The 18,399-nt window shown below is 60.9% G+C and carries 18 protein-coding genes; 4 read left to right on the top strand and 14 right to left on the bottom strand.

Going from position 1 to position 18,399, the window contains the following annotated elements:
• Nucleotides 1–68 precede the first annotated feature (68 nt).
• A complete protein-coding gene (locus ABHR76_RS07290) occupies nt 69–908 on the top strand; it encodes a sulfide/dihydroorotate dehydrogenase-like FAD/NAD-binding protein (RefSeq protein WP_346977182.1) in 840 nt (279 codons plus the stop codon).
• Nucleotides 899–2,308, top strand: a complete 1,410-nt coding sequence (gene gltA / locus ABHR76_RS07285; RefSeq protein ID WP_022094914.1) for an NADPH-dependent glutamate synthase — start codon at nt 899–901, stop codon at nt 2,306–2,308. Before ABHR76_RS07290 ends, gltA begins: the two co-directional genes overlap by 10 nt.
• 394 nt (nt 2,309–2,702) lie before the next feature.
• Here the strand turns inward: gltA and ABHR76_RS07280 are convergent, their stop codons facing one another.
• Together ABHR76_RS07280 and ABHR76_RS07275 are read right to left on the bottom strand one after the other, a co-directional pair.
• The gene (locus tag ABHR76_RS07280) at nt 2,703–3,407 is read right to left on the bottom strand and encodes an LPXTG cell wall anchor domain-containing protein (RefSeq protein WP_238022991.1); all 705 of its coding nucleotides are present in this window, start codon (nt 3,405–3,407) and stop codon (nt 2,703–2,705) included.
• A 51-nt stretch (nt 3,408–3,458) separates the two neighbouring features.
• A complete protein-coding gene (locus ABHR76_RS07275; protein ID WP_238022992.1) occupies nt 3,459–4,673 on the bottom strand; it encodes a hypothetical protein in 1,215 nt (404 codons plus the stop codon).
• Nucleotides 4,674–4,900: 227 nt separating this feature from the next.
• Here ABHR76_RS07275 and ABHR76_RS07270 point away from each other — a divergent pair, with 227 nt between their 5' ends.
• A complete protein-coding gene (locus tag ABHR76_RS07270) occupies nt 4,901–6,304 on the top strand; it encodes a helix-turn-helix transcriptional regulator (RefSeq protein ID WP_346977181.1) in 1,404 nt (467 codons plus the stop codon).
• Between the two features lie 50 nt (nt 6,305–6,354).
• Here ABHR76_RS07270 and ABHR76_RS07265 read toward each other — a convergent pair whose 3' ends face one another.
• From ABHR76_RS07265 to ABHR76_RS07215, 11 genes are all read right to left on the bottom strand, one after another.
• Complete coding sequence (locus ABHR76_RS07265; RefSeq protein WP_055251542.1) at nt 6,355–6,978, bottom strand: cytidylate kinase-like family protein; 624 nt, start codon at nt 6,976–6,978, stop codon at nt 6,355–6,357.
• A 48-nt stretch (nt 6,979–7,026) separates the two neighbouring features.
• Nucleotides 7,027–7,665 carry an amino acid ABC transporter permease gene (locus tag ABHR76_RS07260; RefSeq protein WP_006235796.1) on the bottom strand — a complete coding sequence of 213 codons (639 nt, stop codon included), beginning with the start codon at nt 7,663–7,665 and terminating at the stop codon, nt 7,027–7,029.
• A 3-nt stretch (nt 7,666–7,668) separates the two neighbouring features.
• Nucleotides 7,669–8,415: an amino acid ABC transporter permease gene (locus ABHR76_RS07255; RefSeq protein WP_006235798.1), complete on the bottom strand. Its 747-nt coding sequence runs from the start codon at nt 8,413–8,415 to the stop codon at nt 7,669–7,671.
• A gap of 25 nt (nt 8,416–8,440) precedes the next feature.
• The gene (locus ABHR76_RS07250; protein ID WP_161115583.1) at nt 8,441–9,316 is read right to left on the bottom strand and encodes a transporter substrate-binding domain-containing protein; all 876 of its coding nucleotides are present in this window, start codon (nt 9,314–9,316) and stop codon (nt 8,441–8,443) included.
• An 8-nt stretch (nt 9,317–9,324) separates the two neighbouring features.
• Complete coding sequence (locus tag ABHR76_RS07245; RefSeq protein ID WP_022094215.1) at nt 9,325–10,056, bottom strand: amino acid ABC transporter ATP-binding protein; 732 nt, start codon at nt 10,054–10,056, stop codon at nt 9,325–9,327.
• Nucleotides 10,057–10,306: 250 nt separating this feature from the next.
• Nucleotides 10,307–10,750, bottom strand: coding sequence for a GatB/YqeY domain-containing protein (locus ABHR76_RS07240; protein WP_006235801.1), 444 nt, complete (start codon nt 10,748–10,750; stop codon nt 10,307–10,309).
• Nucleotides 10,751–10,804: 54 nt separating this feature from the next.
• Entirely contained in the window at nt 10,805–12,025 is a 1,221-nt protein-coding gene (locus ABHR76_RS07235) for a peptidylprolyl isomerase (protein ID WP_346977180.1), read from the bottom strand.
• A gap of 135 nt (nt 12,026–12,160) precedes the next feature.
• Nucleotides 12,161–12,625, bottom strand: a complete 465-nt coding sequence (locus ABHR76_RS07230) for a PTS sugar transporter subunit IIA (RefSeq protein ID WP_138113625.1) — start codon at nt 12,623–12,625, stop codon at nt 12,161–12,163.
• Between the two features lie 152 nt (nt 12,626–12,777).
• A complete protein-coding gene (purN, locus tag ABHR76_RS07225; protein ID WP_196022318.1) occupies nt 12,778–13,479 on the bottom strand; it encodes a phosphoribosylglycinamide formyltransferase in 702 nt (233 codons plus the stop codon).
• Entirely contained in the window at nt 13,469–14,572 is a 1,104-nt protein-coding gene (gene purM / locus ABHR76_RS07220) for a phosphoribosylformylglycinamidine cyclo-ligase (protein WP_196022317.1), read from the bottom strand. Before purM ends, purN begins: the two co-directional genes overlap by 11 nt.
• 157 nt (nt 14,573–14,729) lie before the next feature.
• Entirely contained in the window at nt 14,730–16,400 is a 1,671-nt protein-coding gene (locus ABHR76_RS07215) for an amidophosphoribosyltransferase (protein ID WP_196022316.1), read from the bottom strand.
• Between the two features lie 285 nt (nt 16,401–16,685).
• On the opposite strand from ABHR76_RS07215, the gene ABHR76_RS07210 reads away from it, so the two are divergent.
• On the top strand, nt 16,686–17,915 hold the full coding sequence (locus tag ABHR76_RS07210; RefSeq protein WP_196022315.1) for a putative ABC transporter permease: 1,230 nt from the start codon (nt 16,686–16,688) through the stop codon (nt 17,913–17,915).
• A gap of 97 nt (nt 17,916–18,012) precedes the next feature.
• Here ABHR76_RS07210 and ABHR76_RS07205 read toward each other — a convergent pair.
• A partial coding sequence (locus ABHR76_RS07205) for a molybdenum cofactor biosynthesis protein MoaE (RefSeq protein WP_346977179.1) occupies nt 18,013–18,399 on the bottom strand: 387 nt, incomplete at its 5' end.

Raw genomic sequence — 18,399 nt, 5'->3', positions numbered from 1 at the left:
GTTTTATTCGGGCTACCGTCCATTTCCGTGGAGGCACGGTTCGGCGGCCCTAACAAGAGAGGGGTTCTATGTATAAGATCCTGGAGAAGACGCAGTTCTCGGAGAAGGTGTTCGAGTTCCGCATCGAGGCGCCCGCAATCGCCAAGCATGCGCACGCTGGACAGTTCCTCATGGTCCGCGCCAACGAGACGGGCGAGCGTGTCCCGTTTACCCTGGCCGGCTGGAACGGTGACGAGGGCTGGGTCGAGTTCATCTTCATGGTGATCGGCAAGACCACCGAGATGCTGTCCACATACGAGGCCGGCGAGTCGCTGCGCGACGTCGTAGGCCCGCTGGGCGTTCCCACCGAGATGGCCGAGGGCCCCTGCGCCGTCATTGGCGGCGGCGTCGGCCTGGCAATTGCCTTCCCGGTCGCCAAGCACCTGGTCGAGACCGGTCATGAGGTCCACGCCATCATGGGCGCTCGCACCAAGGACCTCCTGCTCATGGAGGACCAGTTCCGCGAGCTCCTCGACGAGGACCACATCCACATCACCACTGACGACGGCTCCTACGGCGAGCAGGGCGTTGTCACCGCTCCGCTGGAGCGCCTGCTGCAGGACAAGGCCGTGAGCCAGGTCTTCTGCGTCGGCCCCGTTCCGATGATGAAGTTCTCGACCCTCACCGCCCAGAAGTACGACACCCCCATCACCGCGTCCCTCAACCCCATCATGGTTGACGGCACCGGCATGTGCGGCTGCTGCCGCGTCGAGGTGGGCGGCGTGACCAAGTTCGCTTGCGTCGACGGCCCCGACTTCGATGCCACCCTGGTCGACTGGGATGACCTTCGTGCCCGCCAGGCCGCTTACCGTTCCGAAGAGGGCGAGTCCCTCAAGGCCTATGAGGAAAAGAGCTGCGCATGCCACTAGTTAACGGTCGTTTCGTTGCCGATATGAAGTCGCCCCGCACCCCCGATAACGAGGAGCCGGCTGCCGAGCGCGCCTGCGACTTCCGCCCCGTCGACAAGGGCTTCACCGAGGAGATGGCGCTGGCCGAGGCCGAGCGCTGCCTCAACTGCAAGAAGCCGTTCTGTGTTGAGGGCTGCCCCGTCAACATCAACATTCCCCGCTTTATCGAGCAGATCCGCGCGAAGGACTTCGGCGGCGCTCTCGATACCATCCGCGAGGACTCCATGCTTCCCGCCATCTGCGGCCGCGTCTGCCCGCAGGAGAACCAGTGCGAGGGCAAGTGCATCCGTGGTAAGAAGTCCGAGCCCGTGGCCATCGGCCAGCTCGAGCGCTTCCTGGGTGATCGCCCCGAGCTCGCTTCCACGCCCAAGATGGCTCCCAAGAACGGCAAGAAGGTCGCCGTCGTCGGCTCCGGCCCGTCCGGCATCACCTGCGCCGGCGAGCTCGCCCGCAACGGCTTTGACGTTACCGTCTTTGAGGCCTTCTTTACCGGCGGCGGCGTGCTGGTCTACGGCATCCCCGAGTTCCGTCTGCCCAAGGCAGTCGTCAAGCGCGAGATTGACGGCCTGGAGGACATGGGTGTCAAGTTTGAGTACAACTCCGTCGTGGGCAACATGGCCACGGCCGAGGAGCTGTTCGAGCAGGGCTTCGACGCCATCTACGTGGCGACCGGCGCTGGCCTGCCCAAGTTCCTCAACGTCCCCGGCGAGAACCTGCCCAACGTCTTCTTCGCGAACGAGTACCTCACCCGCGTGAACCTGATGAAGGCCAACAAGTTCCCCGAGTACGACACCCCCACCAAGCACGGCAAGAACGTCGTTGTCTTTGGTGGCGGCAACGTGGCTATGGACGCCGTCCGTACCGCCAAGCGTCTGGGCGCCGAGCACGCCATCATCGCCTACCGTCGTACCGAGGACGAGATGCCCTGCCGTCGTGCCGAGCTGCACCACGCCAAGGCCGAGGGCGTCGAGGTTCTGCCGCTCGTTTCCCCGCTCGAGTTTGTCGCTGGCGAGGACGGCTCCGTGTGCGCCGTCAAGGTCCAGAAGATGGAGCTCGGCGAGCCTGACGAGTCCGGCCGTCGTCGCCCGGTGCCCATCGAGGGCGCCATCGAGGAGATCCCCTGCGACGTCGCGATCTCGGCTATCGGCACAAACGCCAACCCCTTCGCAAAGAAGATCGGCGGCAAGATGGAGCTCAACAAGTGGGGCTACATCGTCGCCGACGAGGAGACCGGCCAGACCACCGATCCCCGCATCTGGGCCGGCGGCGACATCGTCACCGGTGCCGCTACGGTCATTCTGGCGATGGGCGCCGGCAAGAAGGCCGCCGCTTCGATCACCAAGAGCTTGCTGGGCGAGTAATCACCTACAGCGCTAGCCATCAAACGGCAAAGTCCCCGTCGAGCACACGCCCGGCGGGGACTTTTTCTATGCCGGCCGCCCAAACCACCACAAAGGGGACAGGCACTTTTGTGGTGGTTTGGGACTTGCTTGCTCGTTTTGTCTCAATCTGTAACACCTGGAGCCCGTTGAGCCTTGTAGTTGTTGCAGATCGAGATATTGTGCCAGCCGCCCCCGCTTTGTCTCAATCTGTAACAGTTAGAGGTCAAATTCCCCGCTTGGTGTTACAGATCGAGACATTAGATTGGCGGCCATTCGGTTCATCTCAATCTGTAACATCTAGAGGCGTTTTGGGCAGTTTGGTGTTACAGATTGAGATTTTGCTGAGGCCGAGAACGAGAGCCGTCACCCAGCTCTAACGTTTGCGGCGCTTTGTCGCGGCGAGGCCGGCGGCGGCGACGGTTGCGCCGGCGATGCCTAGGGCGGCGACCGTCATCGCGGTGGTATCCCCCGTGGTAGCCAGGACAGCATCGCTCTTCTTGGCCTGCGTGGTTTTCTCAACCGTCTTGGTCGTGGCGGTTGTCGTGGGCGACTTGGCCGCGGGTTTGGTCTCGGGCTTCACTTCGGGCTTGGTCTCGGGCTTAACCTCAGGCTGCGGTGTCGGCTTGGGATCCGGCGTAGGCTGCGGATCGGGAGTCGGCGTGGCTTCAAGCGTAAAGGTCAGATCGGTGTTGAGCCACAGGGTGTAAATCCAGCCGCTGTCCTCATCGGATACGCTATCCGCGACCTGGTAGCCGCACTCCTGGCCGTTGATCACCAGCTTGGTGTTGGGCGTAAAGTAGAAGCCGCGCGCCGACTTAAGGTAGATGCCGTAGCGATAGGTCACGCCAGGCTTAAAGGCATCGATGTGGTTCGTGATGTTCTGATCCCAGAACTTCTGAGAGTTCACTTCGCTGCCATCGCTGCCCGTCCAGAACTCACACTGAGGAAGGGAGTTGGAGCCCGTCGGAACATTCGCCGTAAAGACCGGCTTATCGCCCGCCTTGAAGGTGGTCGTGGCACCGTTGATCTCGATAACGTCGATGGCCCGCCATTCGTCGATCGGCTGCTCGCACAGCATATTGTCAGCGTTTGGCGCGAAGACGCCGTTGACGGTCTTGATGTGGTGCGCTCAATGACCGTTGACGTTCATATTGCAGTCATCGGCCACGGTATTGTCGCCCTTGAGCCTCAGCTCAACGGAGTACATGTAGAACTTTCCCTCTTCGAAGTGGTCAATCTTCTTCATGCCCGGCGTGTACTTCGCGGGGTCGGAATACCAGAAGGCAACGGGTACCGACTCCCCGGATTCCATATCGAGCTCCATCTCTTCCCAGCACTCATAGGCGATCTCGTACTTGTCGGCGTCAGCAGCGGGGATCGTCGCGGTCGCGCGCGGCGCCTCGCCGGGCGCGTAGTCGGTCTTCACGTCGTTGACGTCCAGGTTATGGAGGGCTTCGTTTTCCGATGCAACGAGCGTAATTTCGCTCTTGATGACGTAGCGGAGGTAATAATCGTACCTGGTTTCGTTGAGGATAGTCGAGCTGCCTTCATAGTCAGTTCCGGTATACTCCAGTGCCGTGCCAATATAGAGAGCCTCATTGCGCGTGAGTCGATACGAGCCGCCTGCCGCGCCACCCGTAAAGGTCAGCGTCAGCCTCATGTAATCGCCAACAGGCTCAAAGCGGGCCGTCACATCGGACATAGATGTGTCCTGGACTTCAGCCAGGGTGCCCGAAGCAGCATCGGCCCGGTAGTACTTGGTTTCGACAAGTTCGCAGAGCGGCTCATCCGGCATGCCGCCCTCAACATCGGGAAAATCATAGGTATACGACTGGCCCTTTTCGAGTGTGACATTGCTCGGAAGCGCGCAGTCCGTGTAGCGGGAAACCACGGTCGTATTGACCCTAACGTCGCTGCCGCCAACAACATCAGTCACACCGCGGGGCATGATGGCGTCATTCGCCGGCGTGGCGGCGTTGTCGCTGGGAGTATTTTGTTCAGCGGGTGCCGCATCGTTGGATTCATCGGTGGCGCCAGTCGGGGCCGTCTGCTGAGGCTCAGCGGTGGCTTGCGCCGCCGGAGCAGCATCGGTTGCAGGCGCGGTCGTTGCGGCCGCATCCTCCGCAACCGTCGGCGTCACCGGAGCCGCGGCAACCTCATCCGTCCCAGCGGCGGGATCGGCGCATTCCGTCGCCAGCGCCACGCTCGGCAGCAGCAACTGACCGACCATAAGCGCACACGCGCCGGCGCAAGCGATTTTGGCACCCACACAACGCCAAGTACCGTGAACCAGCGAGCAGGTGCGCTCACGCTGAGTTTGCTTATCGAAGTGACTTCCGTTCATAACGGCCTCCTTGGTCGTAGGGACATACCGCCACAAAGGTGCCTGTCCCCTTTGTGGCGGTCCTGTACCACCAAGATGTGCCAAATGACTCCATATGCCTAGGTTCGTAGATGCGAACCTAGGCCTCTACCTGCGGTTTAATTCAATATGATTTCGTTGTCGTCACACGCGTCCCAGGGACGCTACAATCGAGGACACGACTATTCCGTCCACCCAAAGGACTGTCCTTGAATCTGAGCAAGCCTAAAATCAACGCGCTTCTGGCACTCGCACTGTTTACCTTCGCCTTCCTTGCCGCCGAGTTTCGCTTCGACGTCAACGTCGGGCTGCTCGCCGGTGCCGAACGCGTTGTGATCGCACAGGGCTTTATTCTGGGCGCGAGTGTACTCGGCTTTATCGGATATGCGCCGCTGCTCGGGCTCGCACAGCGCAAAGGCCACTCATTGGCAGCCGCCAACGCCGCTGTTCCCGTCGCCATCCTGGGATTGACCCAGATCCAGTCCCCCACGGGCCCGCTTGCCCTCGAGATTCTGGGGTGCGTGGCGTTCTTTGGACTCGGCCTGCTGGGCGCCGCCACTCACCACGCCTTTTCGTTGGCATTTCAGGATGATCCCAAGCTCGCCACCGGTGCGGGAGCGGCCTATGCCGCGGGCATCCTGATGCAGTTCGCCGTCAACCTGCTCAATTGCGGCGGTATCGCAGAGCTCATCGTCCTTGGCACAGCGACGATCGCCATCTCCGCCCTCAGCGTCGTTCCCCAAAAGGCTGCCGAGAGCTCCAGCCCCGCCATCAATCCCTTTGTTGAGCCCTCTCATGCCCTCGCCAAACAGGCATGCTGGAGCATCGCGCTCGTCATGATTCTTGCCTGCTTGTTCTCGACCCTCGACAACGTGGTCACACTCTCCAACGCCCACGGCACCATTGCCGTGCAGACCTGGCCGCGCCTCTTTTTGGCGGCAAGCGGCCTTGCCGCCGGTCTTATCTTTGATCTTGCCGAGCGCCGATACATGGGGCTTGTCATGCTCGGCATTGCCGTGCTCTCGACCATTTCCATCCTGGCCGTCGAGGCCGGTGCCGATCCCAACCTGGGCCTTGTCGTCTTTTACCTGAGCTCGGGCTTTTTTGTCACGTTCTTTACCGCCACCTTTACACAGCTGGCACCGCACATGCATGCGCCCGCTCTCTGGGCCGGCATGGGACGCGCCGCCAACAATGCATGCGCATTCACTACATCGGGCATCTCGCTTGCCCTTGTGACCTCGGGCAACGTTGCCCTCATCATGATCGGTGCGCTCGTTTTGCTCGTCGCCGCCTGCGCGGCATTCGTGGCAGCCGGCCTGTTCCGCCTACCCCAAACCGAGCAGGAGCGCGAGCGCGAGCAGCTGGCAGAAGAAGTGCTCGCCGCGCCCACCGTCGAGGAGCAGCGCCAGGCCTTCATCGCCAACCACGCCCTCACCCCGCGCGAAGTCGACGTGCTCATAGCCGTGACCCAGGATGAACGCCCGCTCAAGCAGGTCGCCGATGAGCTCGGTATCTCGATGCGCATGGTGCAGCGCCACCTGAGCTCTATCTACCAAAAGACCGACACGCAGACGCGCGCCGGTCTCGCCAAAGCCTTCCCCTCTGCCTAAAACAAAAACCACCACAAAGGTGCTGTCCCCTTTGTGGTGGTTTTGATCGGCTAGCCTTCGAGCTGCGCCACTTTGTAGCGGTAGGCAGCGGCGATGACGTCCTTGCAGCCCTCGCGGCCCAGCTTGGCGCGGTTGACGACGATGTCTTTACCGCTCGTCATCTTCCACTTTCCGGCACTGTAGCGCTTATAGAACGCCTCGCGCGCCTTCTGCTGTTGCTTGACCAGCTTGGCGCCCTTCTTTTTGTTGAGGCCGCGCTTCTTGCGCACGATCTCGACGCGGTCCTCAAAGGGCGCGGTCACCAGCACGGCAATGTGGTTGGGGTTGTTACGCAGCAGGTAGTCGGACAGACGACCCTCGATAATGCAGCTCTCGGTCTCGCCCAGATCCAAAATCACCTGGCTCATCTTTTGGAACAACTTATCCGAGTACGAACGGGCGTCGTAACGGTCGGGCAAAAACGCCATGTTCTCCACGGCCAGTCGCTCGTCGTAGGCGGCCATCTTATCGAGCGACTCGCCCGCGCGCAGCGACGCTCGCACCAGCAGCTCGTTGTCGTACAGCGGAATCCCCAACTCGTCGGCAAGCATGCGGCCAATCTCGTGGCCCTCGGCGCCAAAGTCGCGCGCGATGGTAATGACCACAGGATTCTTCTTGTTCTCCAGATCGCTCATCGCGATTCCTTTCTCTATGTGACAAAGGGGCTGTCCCTTTGCCACATTCTACGCTGCCACCATTCGCCTCTGATATGCGCGAACCAGCAGCGAGATACCAAAGTTGAGCACAAAGTACATCGCAAACACCAGGCCGTAGAGCATAAGCACCTGCGACAGGTCGATCGCGTGGGCCATCACGACGTTTGCCGTGTACATGAGCTCGGCCACGTTAATGCCCGAAAGATACGAGCTGTCCTTGATGACAGTCGTGCACTGGCTAAACAGCGCCGGAATGATCGTCTTAAATGTCTGCGGCAGGATGATGTAGCGCATGGTGGCAAAGAAGCCGAAGCCCTGACTCTGCGCTGCCTCAAACTGGCCGCGCGGAATCGAGTTGAGGCCGCCGCGCACAATCTCGGCCATAACAGCGCTGGTAAACAGCGTAAAGGCGATGGTCGAAATCACAATGTCCAAACCCTGCACCGTAAAGTAGATAAACAGGATCCACAGCAGATTTGGCGTGCAACGGAACAGCTCGATATAGGCGCTCACCAAAATACGGAACGGGCGGGGCGCATAGCTCTTAACGAGCGCCAGCACCGTGCCAAAGATGAGCGAGAAAAAGATCGACAGCGCCGAGATCTCGATTGTCTTAACAAAGCCGCCCCAAATGTAGAGCAGGTTGGTCGCGTTGAAGATTTCCATGCGCTAGGCCTCCTCTACGTTGTCGAGCCCCAGCTCGGCCAGGCTCACGCCGCGCGGACGCTCCTTGGAGCGGCGCTCGAGCCACTGCACCAGCATGGCGAGCGGAAAGCAGATGATGAAGTACATAAGGCAGCAGACGATGTATCCCTGCAGGTAACCGTACAGACTCACAAAGTTGTCGGAGCGGTACATAAGGTCGCCGCCGGCCACAAGCGCCAGCACCGACGTGTTCTTGACCAGGTTGAGCGCCTGGTTACACAGCGGCGGCAGAATGATCTTGAATGTCTGGGGCAGCACGATGTACCAGTACGCCTGCGCACGGGTGAAGCCCTGGCTCTGAGCCGCCTCCATCTGACCGCGCGGAACCGCTTCGATACCGGTGCGGATGACCTCCGAAATGTAGGCCGCGTGATACAGGCCCACGCCCAAGAAGCCCAGCACGAACGGCGCGATGCGCACCGGCTGGTCGGCACCGGTCATGGCCTGCAAAAACTGCGGACCGGCCATGTACATAAAGAGCACCTGCACGGGCAACGGGGTGTTCTGGTAAAACTCCACGTACACGCGGCTTATGGCGCGCAGCACGCGCGAGCGAGTGGTAGAGAACACGCCCAGCAGCGTGCCCAGCACCAGCGACAACAGCAGACCGGCAACGACCACCTGCAGCGTCACGCCAAAGCCCTCCCAGAAGGGCCCCATGTTTTGAAATGTCGTCGACCAGCGGTCGGCGTCAAACAATCCTTCGAGCATTTGATTCCTTCCTTGGACGATGCGCCTATACAAGACCCCAGGTCTTGACCTCTTGGTCGAGCCAGCCGTCGGCCAAGCGATCGCAAATCACCTGATCGACCACGGCCGAAAGGTCGCAGCCCTTCTTGGTCGCCACGCCGTAGCCCTGCTCGCCAAACTTGACCTCGGGCTGCAGCAGCTCAACGGTCTCATTCATGTAACCGGCCAGCGTGGAGCGATCCATGGCAAAGACGTCGATATTGCCGGCGTCGAGCGAACTCTTGATGATGGGGTAGCCGCTAAAGGCCCTAAACTCGGGCTTACAGCTAAAGCCGTTGTCCTTGATCATCTGCTCGATGAGGCCCTGTGTGGTGGCACCCTGGCTCACGCCAATGACCTTGCCATCCAGATCCTCAATCGAGGTAAAGCCCGAACGCTTCTTGACCATGAGTCCCACGTAGTCGGTGCGGTACGGCGTCGAGAAGTCCCAGCTCTTCTTGCGCTCGTCGGTGATGGTGTAGGTCGCCGCGACCACATCGAGCTGGCCGTTATCGATCAGCGGGCCGCGCGTCTTGGGCGTTACGTCGGTAAACTCGACAAGCTCCTGGGCACGGGCCTCCTTGTAGCTCACGCCAAAGACGGCAGCGGCGATCTGGTAGCACAAATCGACTTCCATGCCCTCAAAGCGGCCCTTGGCGGTGTCGTAATAACCGTATCCGGGAACGTCCTTCTTAACGCCGGCATTCAGATGGCCACGCGACTTGATGGCCGCAAGCTTGGACCCCTTGTCGGAGCCCTCGCCGCTGGTGGAGTTGCCGCAACCGGTAAGCGCGGTCCCCGTCAGCGCAAGCATGCCGGCGCCCACCAGCTGCAAAAAGTGACGGCGCGACACGGCCGCCCTCGTCATATCCGTCATGTCCATCACCGCGCCTAGTGCAGAATCTTGGACAGGAACTCGCGGCAGCGCGGGTTCTCGGGGTTATCGAAGAAGTGCTCGGGCGTGCCCTCCTCCAGGATGCGGCCGTCCTCCATAAAGATGACGCGGTCGGCCACCTGGCGCGCAAAGCCCATCTCATGCGTCACGCAGATCATGGTGATGTCCTCCTGCGCGAGCTCAATCATAACGTCCAGGACTTCCTGGACCATCTCGGGGTCGAGTGCCGAGGTCGGCTCGTCAAACAGGATGATGGGCTGCTTGGTGCACAGGGCACGGGCGATGGCGATGCGCTGCTGCTGACCGCCCGAGAGATTCTGCGGATACTCGCCGGCCTTATGCGCCATGCCGACGCGCTTGAGCGCGGCGATAGCGATCTCGGTCGCCTCCTCCTTGCTCTTCTTTTGCAGTTTGATGGGCGCGAGCGTCAGGTTGCCCAGCACCGTCATGTTGGGATACAGGTTGAACTGCTGAAACACCATGGAGCTATACTTGCGAGCCATCTCCAGGTGGTTCTTTTTGGTGAGCGGCGTACCGTCGATGACTACCTCGCCCGACGTGGGCTCCTCCAGATAATCGACGCAACGGATGAGCGTCGACTTACCCGAACCGGAAGGCCCGATCATTACGAGCTTCTCGCCGCGCTTGACGGTGAGGTTGATATCTTTGAGCACATGCAGGTCGCCAAAGTACTTGTTGAGATGCTTGATCTCGATCATGTCTGCCATGAATGTCCCTTCCCTGCGTTTACACGAGTTGAACTATTGTACGGAAAGAACCGCGTTTCCGCAGCCCACACTACATTCCCGTAAAGAACCCGCAACCTTTAACCCACTCATTGGGGACAGGCTTAAATGAGTACCTGCTCATTGGGTACTCATTTAAGCCTGTCCCCAATGAGCGCCTAGCCCAGCAAAAAGGGGCGCGACCATGACGGCCACGCCCCCCCCTCAACATCAACTATGTACCGCTCGGCCCTTACGCAAGCTTTGCGCCAACAATCTTGGCAGCCGCAGGCTTATCGAAGTTGCCGCCGGTAGCCTTGCCGAGTGCTCCCATGACCTGGCCCATCTGCTTCTTGGACGTGGCGCCCAGCTCGGCGATGACCTGCTCAATCAGGGCCTCGAGCTCCTCGCCCGAAACCTGCGCGGGCAGCAGGCTCTCCAGAATCTTGACCTGCTCGGTCAGGTTGTCGGTACGCTCTTGGTCGGTGCCGGCCTTGATGGACATCTCCAGCGTCTCGCTCGTCTGCTTGATCAGACGCTTGATCATGCTGTTGACGTCTTCCTCGGTCACATCGCGGCGCTCGTTGACCTCGATATTCTTCACCTCGGCCTTAACCTGGCGAATGATGGACAGGCGGACCTTGTCCTTGGCCTTCATGGCGGCGATCATTTCCTTCTGCAGCTCTTCGTTGGTCATCTGCAAATCCTCTCTAATAGCGTGGGCGGCACTCGCGCGAGCACCGCCCCATGATTACTCAGTCGTCGACGAATCGTCGGTCGAGCTCTTGGTGACGCCCTTCAGACTCACGTTATAGGGTACGTCCTTGGGCATGGGGTTGACGGTAATGTCGGCGTCCTTCTTGTACTGCTCCAGCCACTCGCTGTATGCAGTACTGGCCGCCTGCGTCTTCACCACGTTGGAGACGTACTTCTTGATGTCCTTGGGCACCTGCTTAATGTCATCGACCTGATTATCGACATGGAAGTAGTCGGTGCACTTGATGATGTGGTAGCCATAGGTCGACTCGACGACTTCGCTCACGTCGCCCTTGTTGAGCCCCTCGAGCGCCGTCTGGTAGCTGTCGACGAAGGTGGTGAGCTTATCCCAGCCCACATCGCCCTTCTTCTCCTTGGAACCGGTGTCCTCGGAGTACTGCTCAACGGCGTCCTCAAAGCTCAGCTCACCGGAGTTGATCTTGTCCAGGCACTCCTGCGCCTTGGCCTTAGCAGCAGCCTTGTCCTCATCGGAAGCGTCGGAATCAACCTTGATCAGGATGTTCGACGAGCGGCGGGCGTCGTTGTAGTTGGACAGGTTCTCGTTGATGTAATCGACAATCTCGCTGTCCTTGGGCTTGCTCGTGGGCGCGACGGCATCCTTGAGTTTCTGTTGCGCCAGACTCTCCTTGAGCGAGTCCTTGTAGGTGTCCTCGGTATAGCCGTAGGTTTTGAGGGTCTTCTTAAAGGCCTTGGCACCGCCCGCGCTCTTGCACGCGTCCTTCCAAGCCTTCTCGACCTCCTCATCCGACACCGTCACGCCGTTCTCCTTCTGTGCCTGTTGAAGCAGAATCTGCTGCGTGTAGGAGTCGATGAGCTGCTTGCGGTACTTCTTGGGCGTGAGGTCGTTGTCAACCAGATACTGCGCCCAGTCCTTGTCCTTGGTGTAGCCGTAGGACGTGCGCATGCTCATGATCTGCTTGGTCACGGTGTCCTCGGTGAGGTTGGTGCCGTTGATAGTAGCAGCAACACCGCCGGTCAGCTTGTAGCCCGAGGTGTCCTCGGCCTGCGACATAAGGCCGGAGCACGCCATGGCCGAGACGGAAAGCAGCATCGCCAGCACGCCGATGACCACCAGGACGATCTTGACGGTCTTAGACACGTACGTCTTGCGCTGCTTCTTGCGAGAGCTGGAGGCAGCGCGGGCCTGCTGCTCGGGCGTCGGCGCGGCCTCGGAGTTCTTTTTCTTATTTGCCATAGTTGGCCTTTCGCATAACGAATCGAACAAACGCCATTGTGTCACAACGCGGACCCCGCGGCACACCTGGCACATGGGGGACAAGTTAATCTGCACCATTTTGGTGCAAAGGGGACAGCTCTGGCAGCCGGCACCTTAGAAGTGACGGCGGATGGCGTCGACCATGCCCTGGGGCGTGGTCTGGCCGAGCACGTCGGCTGCGGCATCGGCGCCCATAAAGATGTTCATGAGTGCCTGCAGGGCCTCGACCTGGCCGCCCGGCTCGGCAATACCCAAATTGATGACGATCTGCGCCGGCACCGGAGCGCCCATGCCAGCCATAGCGTTAAATGTCACGGGCGCGGCGGGCTTCACCACCGCGATATAGGGCTTGGCCACAAACCCCGGATCGGTATGCGGAATGGCAATGTTTGCCGCCGGCATGGCAAGGCCCGTGGGATAGGCATCCTCGCGCGTGAGAACGGCGTCGAGCCAACCGTCGGCAATGTAGCCACGTGGTGCAAGCTCGCCCTCGAGCCGCGCAAACACCTCATCCGGCGTCGCACACTCCCAATCAAAAAACACCAGCTCAGGCGTAAACAGCGCTTCGTTATCCGCCATGCGCTCACCTCTCTCACCTAGCCATCGGGGACGTTCTTAAATGACTAGTCGTTAAAGAACGTCGCAGGTGACTACCCAAAACAAAAGGTGGCCACGCGCGCCTTGGCGCCAATGACCACCCTGACTACTCGGCTAAATTGTACTGTGCGCCGCTAGCCGCGAGGCGCGTCAATTGCGACCTTGCCGCTCTCCAGCACGTGGACGCGGCCGTCGGCGAGCATTTGCACGACCTCGGGATACAGCACGTGCTCAATCGCGTGGATGTGCTCCTCGAGCGTGTCGACGTCCCAGCTCTCCTCAACAGCCAGCGCACGCTGGGCGATGATGGGGCCGTTGTCGTAGATCTCGTTGGCAAAGTGCACGGTCACGCCGGTCACCTTGACGCCGCGAGCAAACGCATCGTCGATCGCATGGGCGCCGGTAAAGCTCGGCAGCAGCGCCGGATGTAGGTTGACCACGCGATTGGGAAACGCTGCTAGCAGCGGCGTGTGCACCATGCGCATATAGCCGGCCATCACCACGTACTCGCAACCGCGTTCGAGCAGCTCATGCGCGATAATCTCGTCAGCTGCGATGGGGTCAGCATAGACATCCTTGGACAGCGTGAGCGTCTGGATGCCCGCACGCTCGGCACGCTGCAGGCCCTTGGCCGAAGGACGGCTCGACACCACAAGCTCAATCGAGGCGTTGAGCTTGCCGGCGGCGATCAGGTCGATCAGCGCCTGCAGGTTGGTACCCGAACCGCTGATGAGCACGCCGATCTTGAGCGGCTCGGCCGTATCGGTACCGGTCGGACGGGTGTAGGGCACAAAGCCCAGGCCCTCGGCGGCAGCCATCTGCTCGTTAGCGCTCATCGGAGTACACGACCTTACCGGAACCCTCGACGCACTCGCCCACGCGGAACGGCTTCTCGCCCAGCGCGACCAGAGCCTCGGTCACGGCAGCCTCGTCCTCGGGGGCGACGATCAGGCACAGGCCGACGCCCATGTTGAAGGTCTTGCACGCCTCATTGGGCGCGAGCTCGGCCTGACGCGACACGTAGGTGATGACGGGCGGAACATCCCAGCCCATCTCGGCGCCATTGCGGATGACCACGGCATCGACGTCGTCGGCGAGCGCGCGGTTGAGGTTCTCGGTAATACCGCCGCCGGTGATATGGGCAATGGCATGAACGTTGGCGCCACCGCGGAGCAGCTCCAGAATCGGCTTGACGTAGATGCGCGTGGGAGCCAGCAGAGCGTCGGCCAGCGAAGCACCGCCGAGCTCCTCGAGCGGACGGCTTAGCTCCTCGGCCTTAGCGGCGGCCTCGGGCGTGCCCGGCTTGATGCCGTCGACACCGATAACCTTGCGCACGAGCGAGTAGCCGTTGGAGTGCACGCCGGTGGAGGGCAGGCCCAGGATCACATCGCCGGGGCGAACGTTCGCGGGGTCGAGCATCTTGGGACGATCGACAACACCCACGGTAAAGCCGGCGAGGTCGTAATCGGCGGGAGCCATGACGCCCGGGTGCTCGGCCATCTCGCCGCCCACGAGCGCGCAGCCCGCGAGCTTGCAGCCGTCGGCCACGCCCTTGATGATCTTTGCCATGTGCTCGGCCTCAATGTGACCGATGGCAACGTAATCCAGGAAGAACAGCGGCTCGGCGCCCGAAGCCAAAATGTCATTGACGCACATGGCGACCAGGTCCTGGCCCACCGTCTCGTGACGGTCCATAATCTGGGCGAGCACAAGCTTGGTGCCCACGCCGTCGGTGCCGCTGATCAGGATCGGGTCTTCCATATCCTTGAGCGCGGCGGCCGAGAACAGGCCACCAAAGCCACCGATGCCGCCGATAACCTCGGGGCGGTTGGTGTCCTTGACCATCTGCTTAATAGCGTCGACGGCGCGGCCACCCTCGGCGGTATCGACGCCGGCGTCCTCGTACGTCACATGCTTGCTGTCGCTCATCTGAGCCTTCCTCTCCCACTACCGTGGCGCCGCGCGGGCGCCAAACGGTGCTCATAGTTGCGTTCATTTCGGCGCACGCCATAACAGCACGCGCCGTCATATCAACAAAACAGCAGGTAAAACCTACCAAAATAAACCTGTCCCCACATGGCAGGTTTTAGGCCTCGCCGTGCTCCTCTTCCCAGCTGCGGTCATCGTATTTCTCGACCACGGCGTCGTCGTCAAAATGCAGCGGCTTATCCAGGTTGCGGGGCTTAAAGCCCTCCATGAACTTGTCGCGGCCAAAGCTCTCGGGAATCGCCACGGGGTAGCGTCCGGTAAAGCACGCATCGCAGTAGCCGCCCTTGGGCATGACCTTCAGCAGGCCCTCGACCGAAAGGAAGGCCAGCGAATCGGCGCCGATGTACTCGCAGATCTCCTCGACCGTCTTGTTGGCGCTGATGAGCTGCGACTGCACGTCGGTATCGATACCGTAGAAGCACGGCCAGATGACCTCGGGCGAGTTGATGCGGATGTGAATCTCCTTGGCGCCGGCGTTGCGCAGCATCTTGACGAGCTGCACCATGGTGGTGCCGCGCACGATGGAGTCGTCGATGACGACCAGGCGCTTGCCCTCGATGTTGTCGCGCAGCGGATTGAGCTTCATGCGCACGCCCATGGCTCGCAGCTCCTGCGTGGGCTCGATAAACGTACGGCCCACATAACGATTCTTGATGAGGCCCTCGCCAAAGGGAATGCCGCTCTCGTGCGAATAGCCCTCCGCGGGCGGCAGGCCGGAGTCGGGCACGCCGATGACCAGGTCGGCCTCGACGGGCTCCTCATGTGCCAGCTGACGACCCATGTCATAACGGCAAGCGTAGACACTCTTGCCGTTCATGATGGAGTCGGGGCGAGCGAAGTAGACCTGCTCAAAGATGCAGTTAGCAGGCTCTTCGGCGGCAGGCACGCCCTGCTCGGACACAAGGCCCTCGGCGCTGATGCGCAAAATCTCACCGGGACGGACGTCGCGGACGTACTCGGCGCCCACGATATCGAGTGCACAGGTCTCAGAAGCGACGACCCAGCCGCCGGCGCGGGTGACATGGGTGGCAGCGTCGACCGTCGCGGCGTCGTCTTGCGACGGCAGTTGCGAAACGGAAGCGGCATCGGCCTGGTCCAGGCCCTCGTCCACGAGCTTGCCCAGCACCAGCGGGCGAATGCCATGCGGATCGCGGAATGCGTAGAGCGCCTGCTCGTTGATGAGCGTCATGGCGTAGCCGCCGCGCACGAGCTCCATGGTCTTACGAATGCCCTCGCGCAGGTGGCCCGTACGCTGGGTAAAGTAGCCGATGAGTTTGGTCGCGACCTCGGAATCCGAGTTGGAGAGGAACGGCACGCCCAGCTCGATCAGCTGGCGGCGCAGCTCGTCGGTGTTGACGAGGGTGCCGTTGTGCGCGAGCGCGATAATGACGCTATTGATGGTAGAGAGGTGCGGCTGAGAGGCTTCCCAGCTCTTGGCGCCGGCGGTGCCGTAGCGCACATGACCCACGGCCAGCTGACCGGAGAGCGTCGACAAGTCGGCATTGGAGAACACGCGGTCGAGCAGGCCCAGATCCTTGCGGACCATAACCGTACCGCCGTCACCAACAGCGATTCCCGCCGATTCTTGGCCACGGTGCTGCAGTGCACGCAGGCCAAAGTACGTCAGTCGAGCCACGTCGCGATCGGGCGCCCAGACACCAAAAACGCCGCATTCCTCATGCAGCTGGTCAGAGTCCGGATCATACGTCGACATGGCGTTCACCTGTCCCGCGGCGCGCTCGGCCGCGCGGATGGTTTCTTGAGACATGGCATCCCCTCAGAGCCTCGTATTTTGGCGTTACCCGCCTTATTATACGCACGGCGCGACGCGCTCCCCAGCGCATGAGCAGCGCTTTTTAAAAGCCCACCGAGCTAATAATCCGTTTTGCGGCCAAACATTTTATTGGTCTGCCCAGTGCAAGCGCCCGCGCCCCCATATGGCCGCCGCGTCCACCGTTGGGGATTGCAAAGTTGCAATTGGGACGTTCGTCCTGTCTTTTAGCAGGTCGGCGGCGTATCCTAGTAACCTAGGACAAAGCGAGAAAGGTTCTGTATGGATCGAAACGAACTCGACCCCAGCGTCCCCAGCGCCACGGAGGTCAAGAAGATTCCCCTCATCATTAAAGTGTACGCCGTCCTGTGCATCCTGTCCGGCGTGGGCACACTCCCGTCGGTCGCCGTCTTTATGTGGCAGGTCATCACCGCACTCATTAACGGCAACGCCGCCGCTAAACTCGGTGATAACACCCTGGTCGCGGTTGGCCTTATCGTCGCCGGCATTATGCTCTCGGCGGCAAGCGCGATCATCTTGATCGTCTTTGGCCTGGACCTCATCAAGGACCAGCGGCGCAATGCCGCCCGCCTGTCTTACGTCCTCATCGCATTTACCGTCGTGGAGCTTTTAGTTGACGTGATGCTCCAGGGTATCGGACCCTTCCTGCTGCGCCCCGCCATTCAGCTCGGTATCCTCATTGCGCTGTCGGCCACCGTCGACCCCACGCTACGCCAGGAGCGCGAACTGCAGCGCCGTCTGCAAGAGATGCTCGACCGCGATGCCGCCGCCGAGGGGATGCTCGGCCGCGACGAAACCGGCGAGGGCTACATCAAGCTCAACTACTTCAACCTGTTCTGGGTATTCTTCGTCTGCAGCGTGTTAGGTCTCATTCTCGAGGAAGTCTGGCATATGGTCGTCGTCGATCCCGGCGTCTATCAGGACCGTGCCGGTATGCTATTTGGCCCCTTTAGCCCCATCTACGGATTTGGCGCGGTGCTCATGACCATGGCGCTCAACCGCTTCTATAAAAAGAATCCTCTGATCATTTTCCTGGTAAGTGCCCTGATCGGCGGCGCTTTCGAGGTGTTTGTAGGCTGGTTTATGCAGACCTCATTTGGCGTGGTGTCGTGGAGCTACTCGCACATGAAACTGTTCGGCATGCCCGACCCACTCGCCGTCCTTACGGGCGGACGCACCTGTACGGGCTTTGCCTGCCTGTGGGGCCTGGGTGGCCTTATCTGGATCAAGCTGCTGCTGCCGAGGCTGCTCAAGCTCATCAACATGATTCCGTGGAAAAGCCGCTACTCGGCTACCGTCATCTTTACCGTCATTATGCTGGCCGACGGCGTCATGACGCTACAGTCGCTCGACTACTGGTACCAGCGCGTCAACGGCACGGAGCCGGATATTCCCGTCGCGCAGTTCTACGGCAAGTATTTCGATAACGATTACATGGAGAACCGCTTCCAGAGCATGACCATGAGCCCCAAGGATGCGACGCGCGTGTAGCGCCACGCAATGCCGAGATTATCCAACGCACAGAAAAGCCCGCTGGCAGACTGTGAACTGCCAGCGGGCTTTTTGTTGTCGAGTGCTGCTGCCGGCCTTACGCCTCGCGCTCGACCTCGCTCACGCACTCGTTCTTGATGGTGCCGACGAGCGACTGCAGCGCATCGACCACATGCGGGCGAATGTCTCCGCCAATGAGCACGAGCATGATGTCGTCGCCCACGGTAAGCTCGCCGCTCGCCAGCCACACGCGCACATAGCCGATACCCGGCATCGTGCGCGTCGCCTCGATAGCGGCCTGCACCTTTTCGGCATCGAAGCCAAACACCATGCCGCCCACCTTGTGGCCTGGCGCCACGCCATCGGTCTCGACTCCGCGCACTTCGGCCTTGGGCGTCGCGCGCACCACGCCGTTGTGTGTCAGGTACATCCCACAATCAGCCGCCGAAACATCGGCCTTGGCTTCGCGCAGCCAAGCATCAAC

It is taken from the genome of Collinsella aerofaciens (genome assembly GCF_039752985.1).
GTDB classification, from domain to species: Bacteria; Actinomycetota; Coriobacteriia; order Coriobacteriales; family Coriobacteriaceae; genus Collinsella; species Collinsella aerofaciens_BT.
Note: the sequence above shows the minus strand (reverse complement) of the source record. Positions and strands in the feature narration are given on the sequence as shown.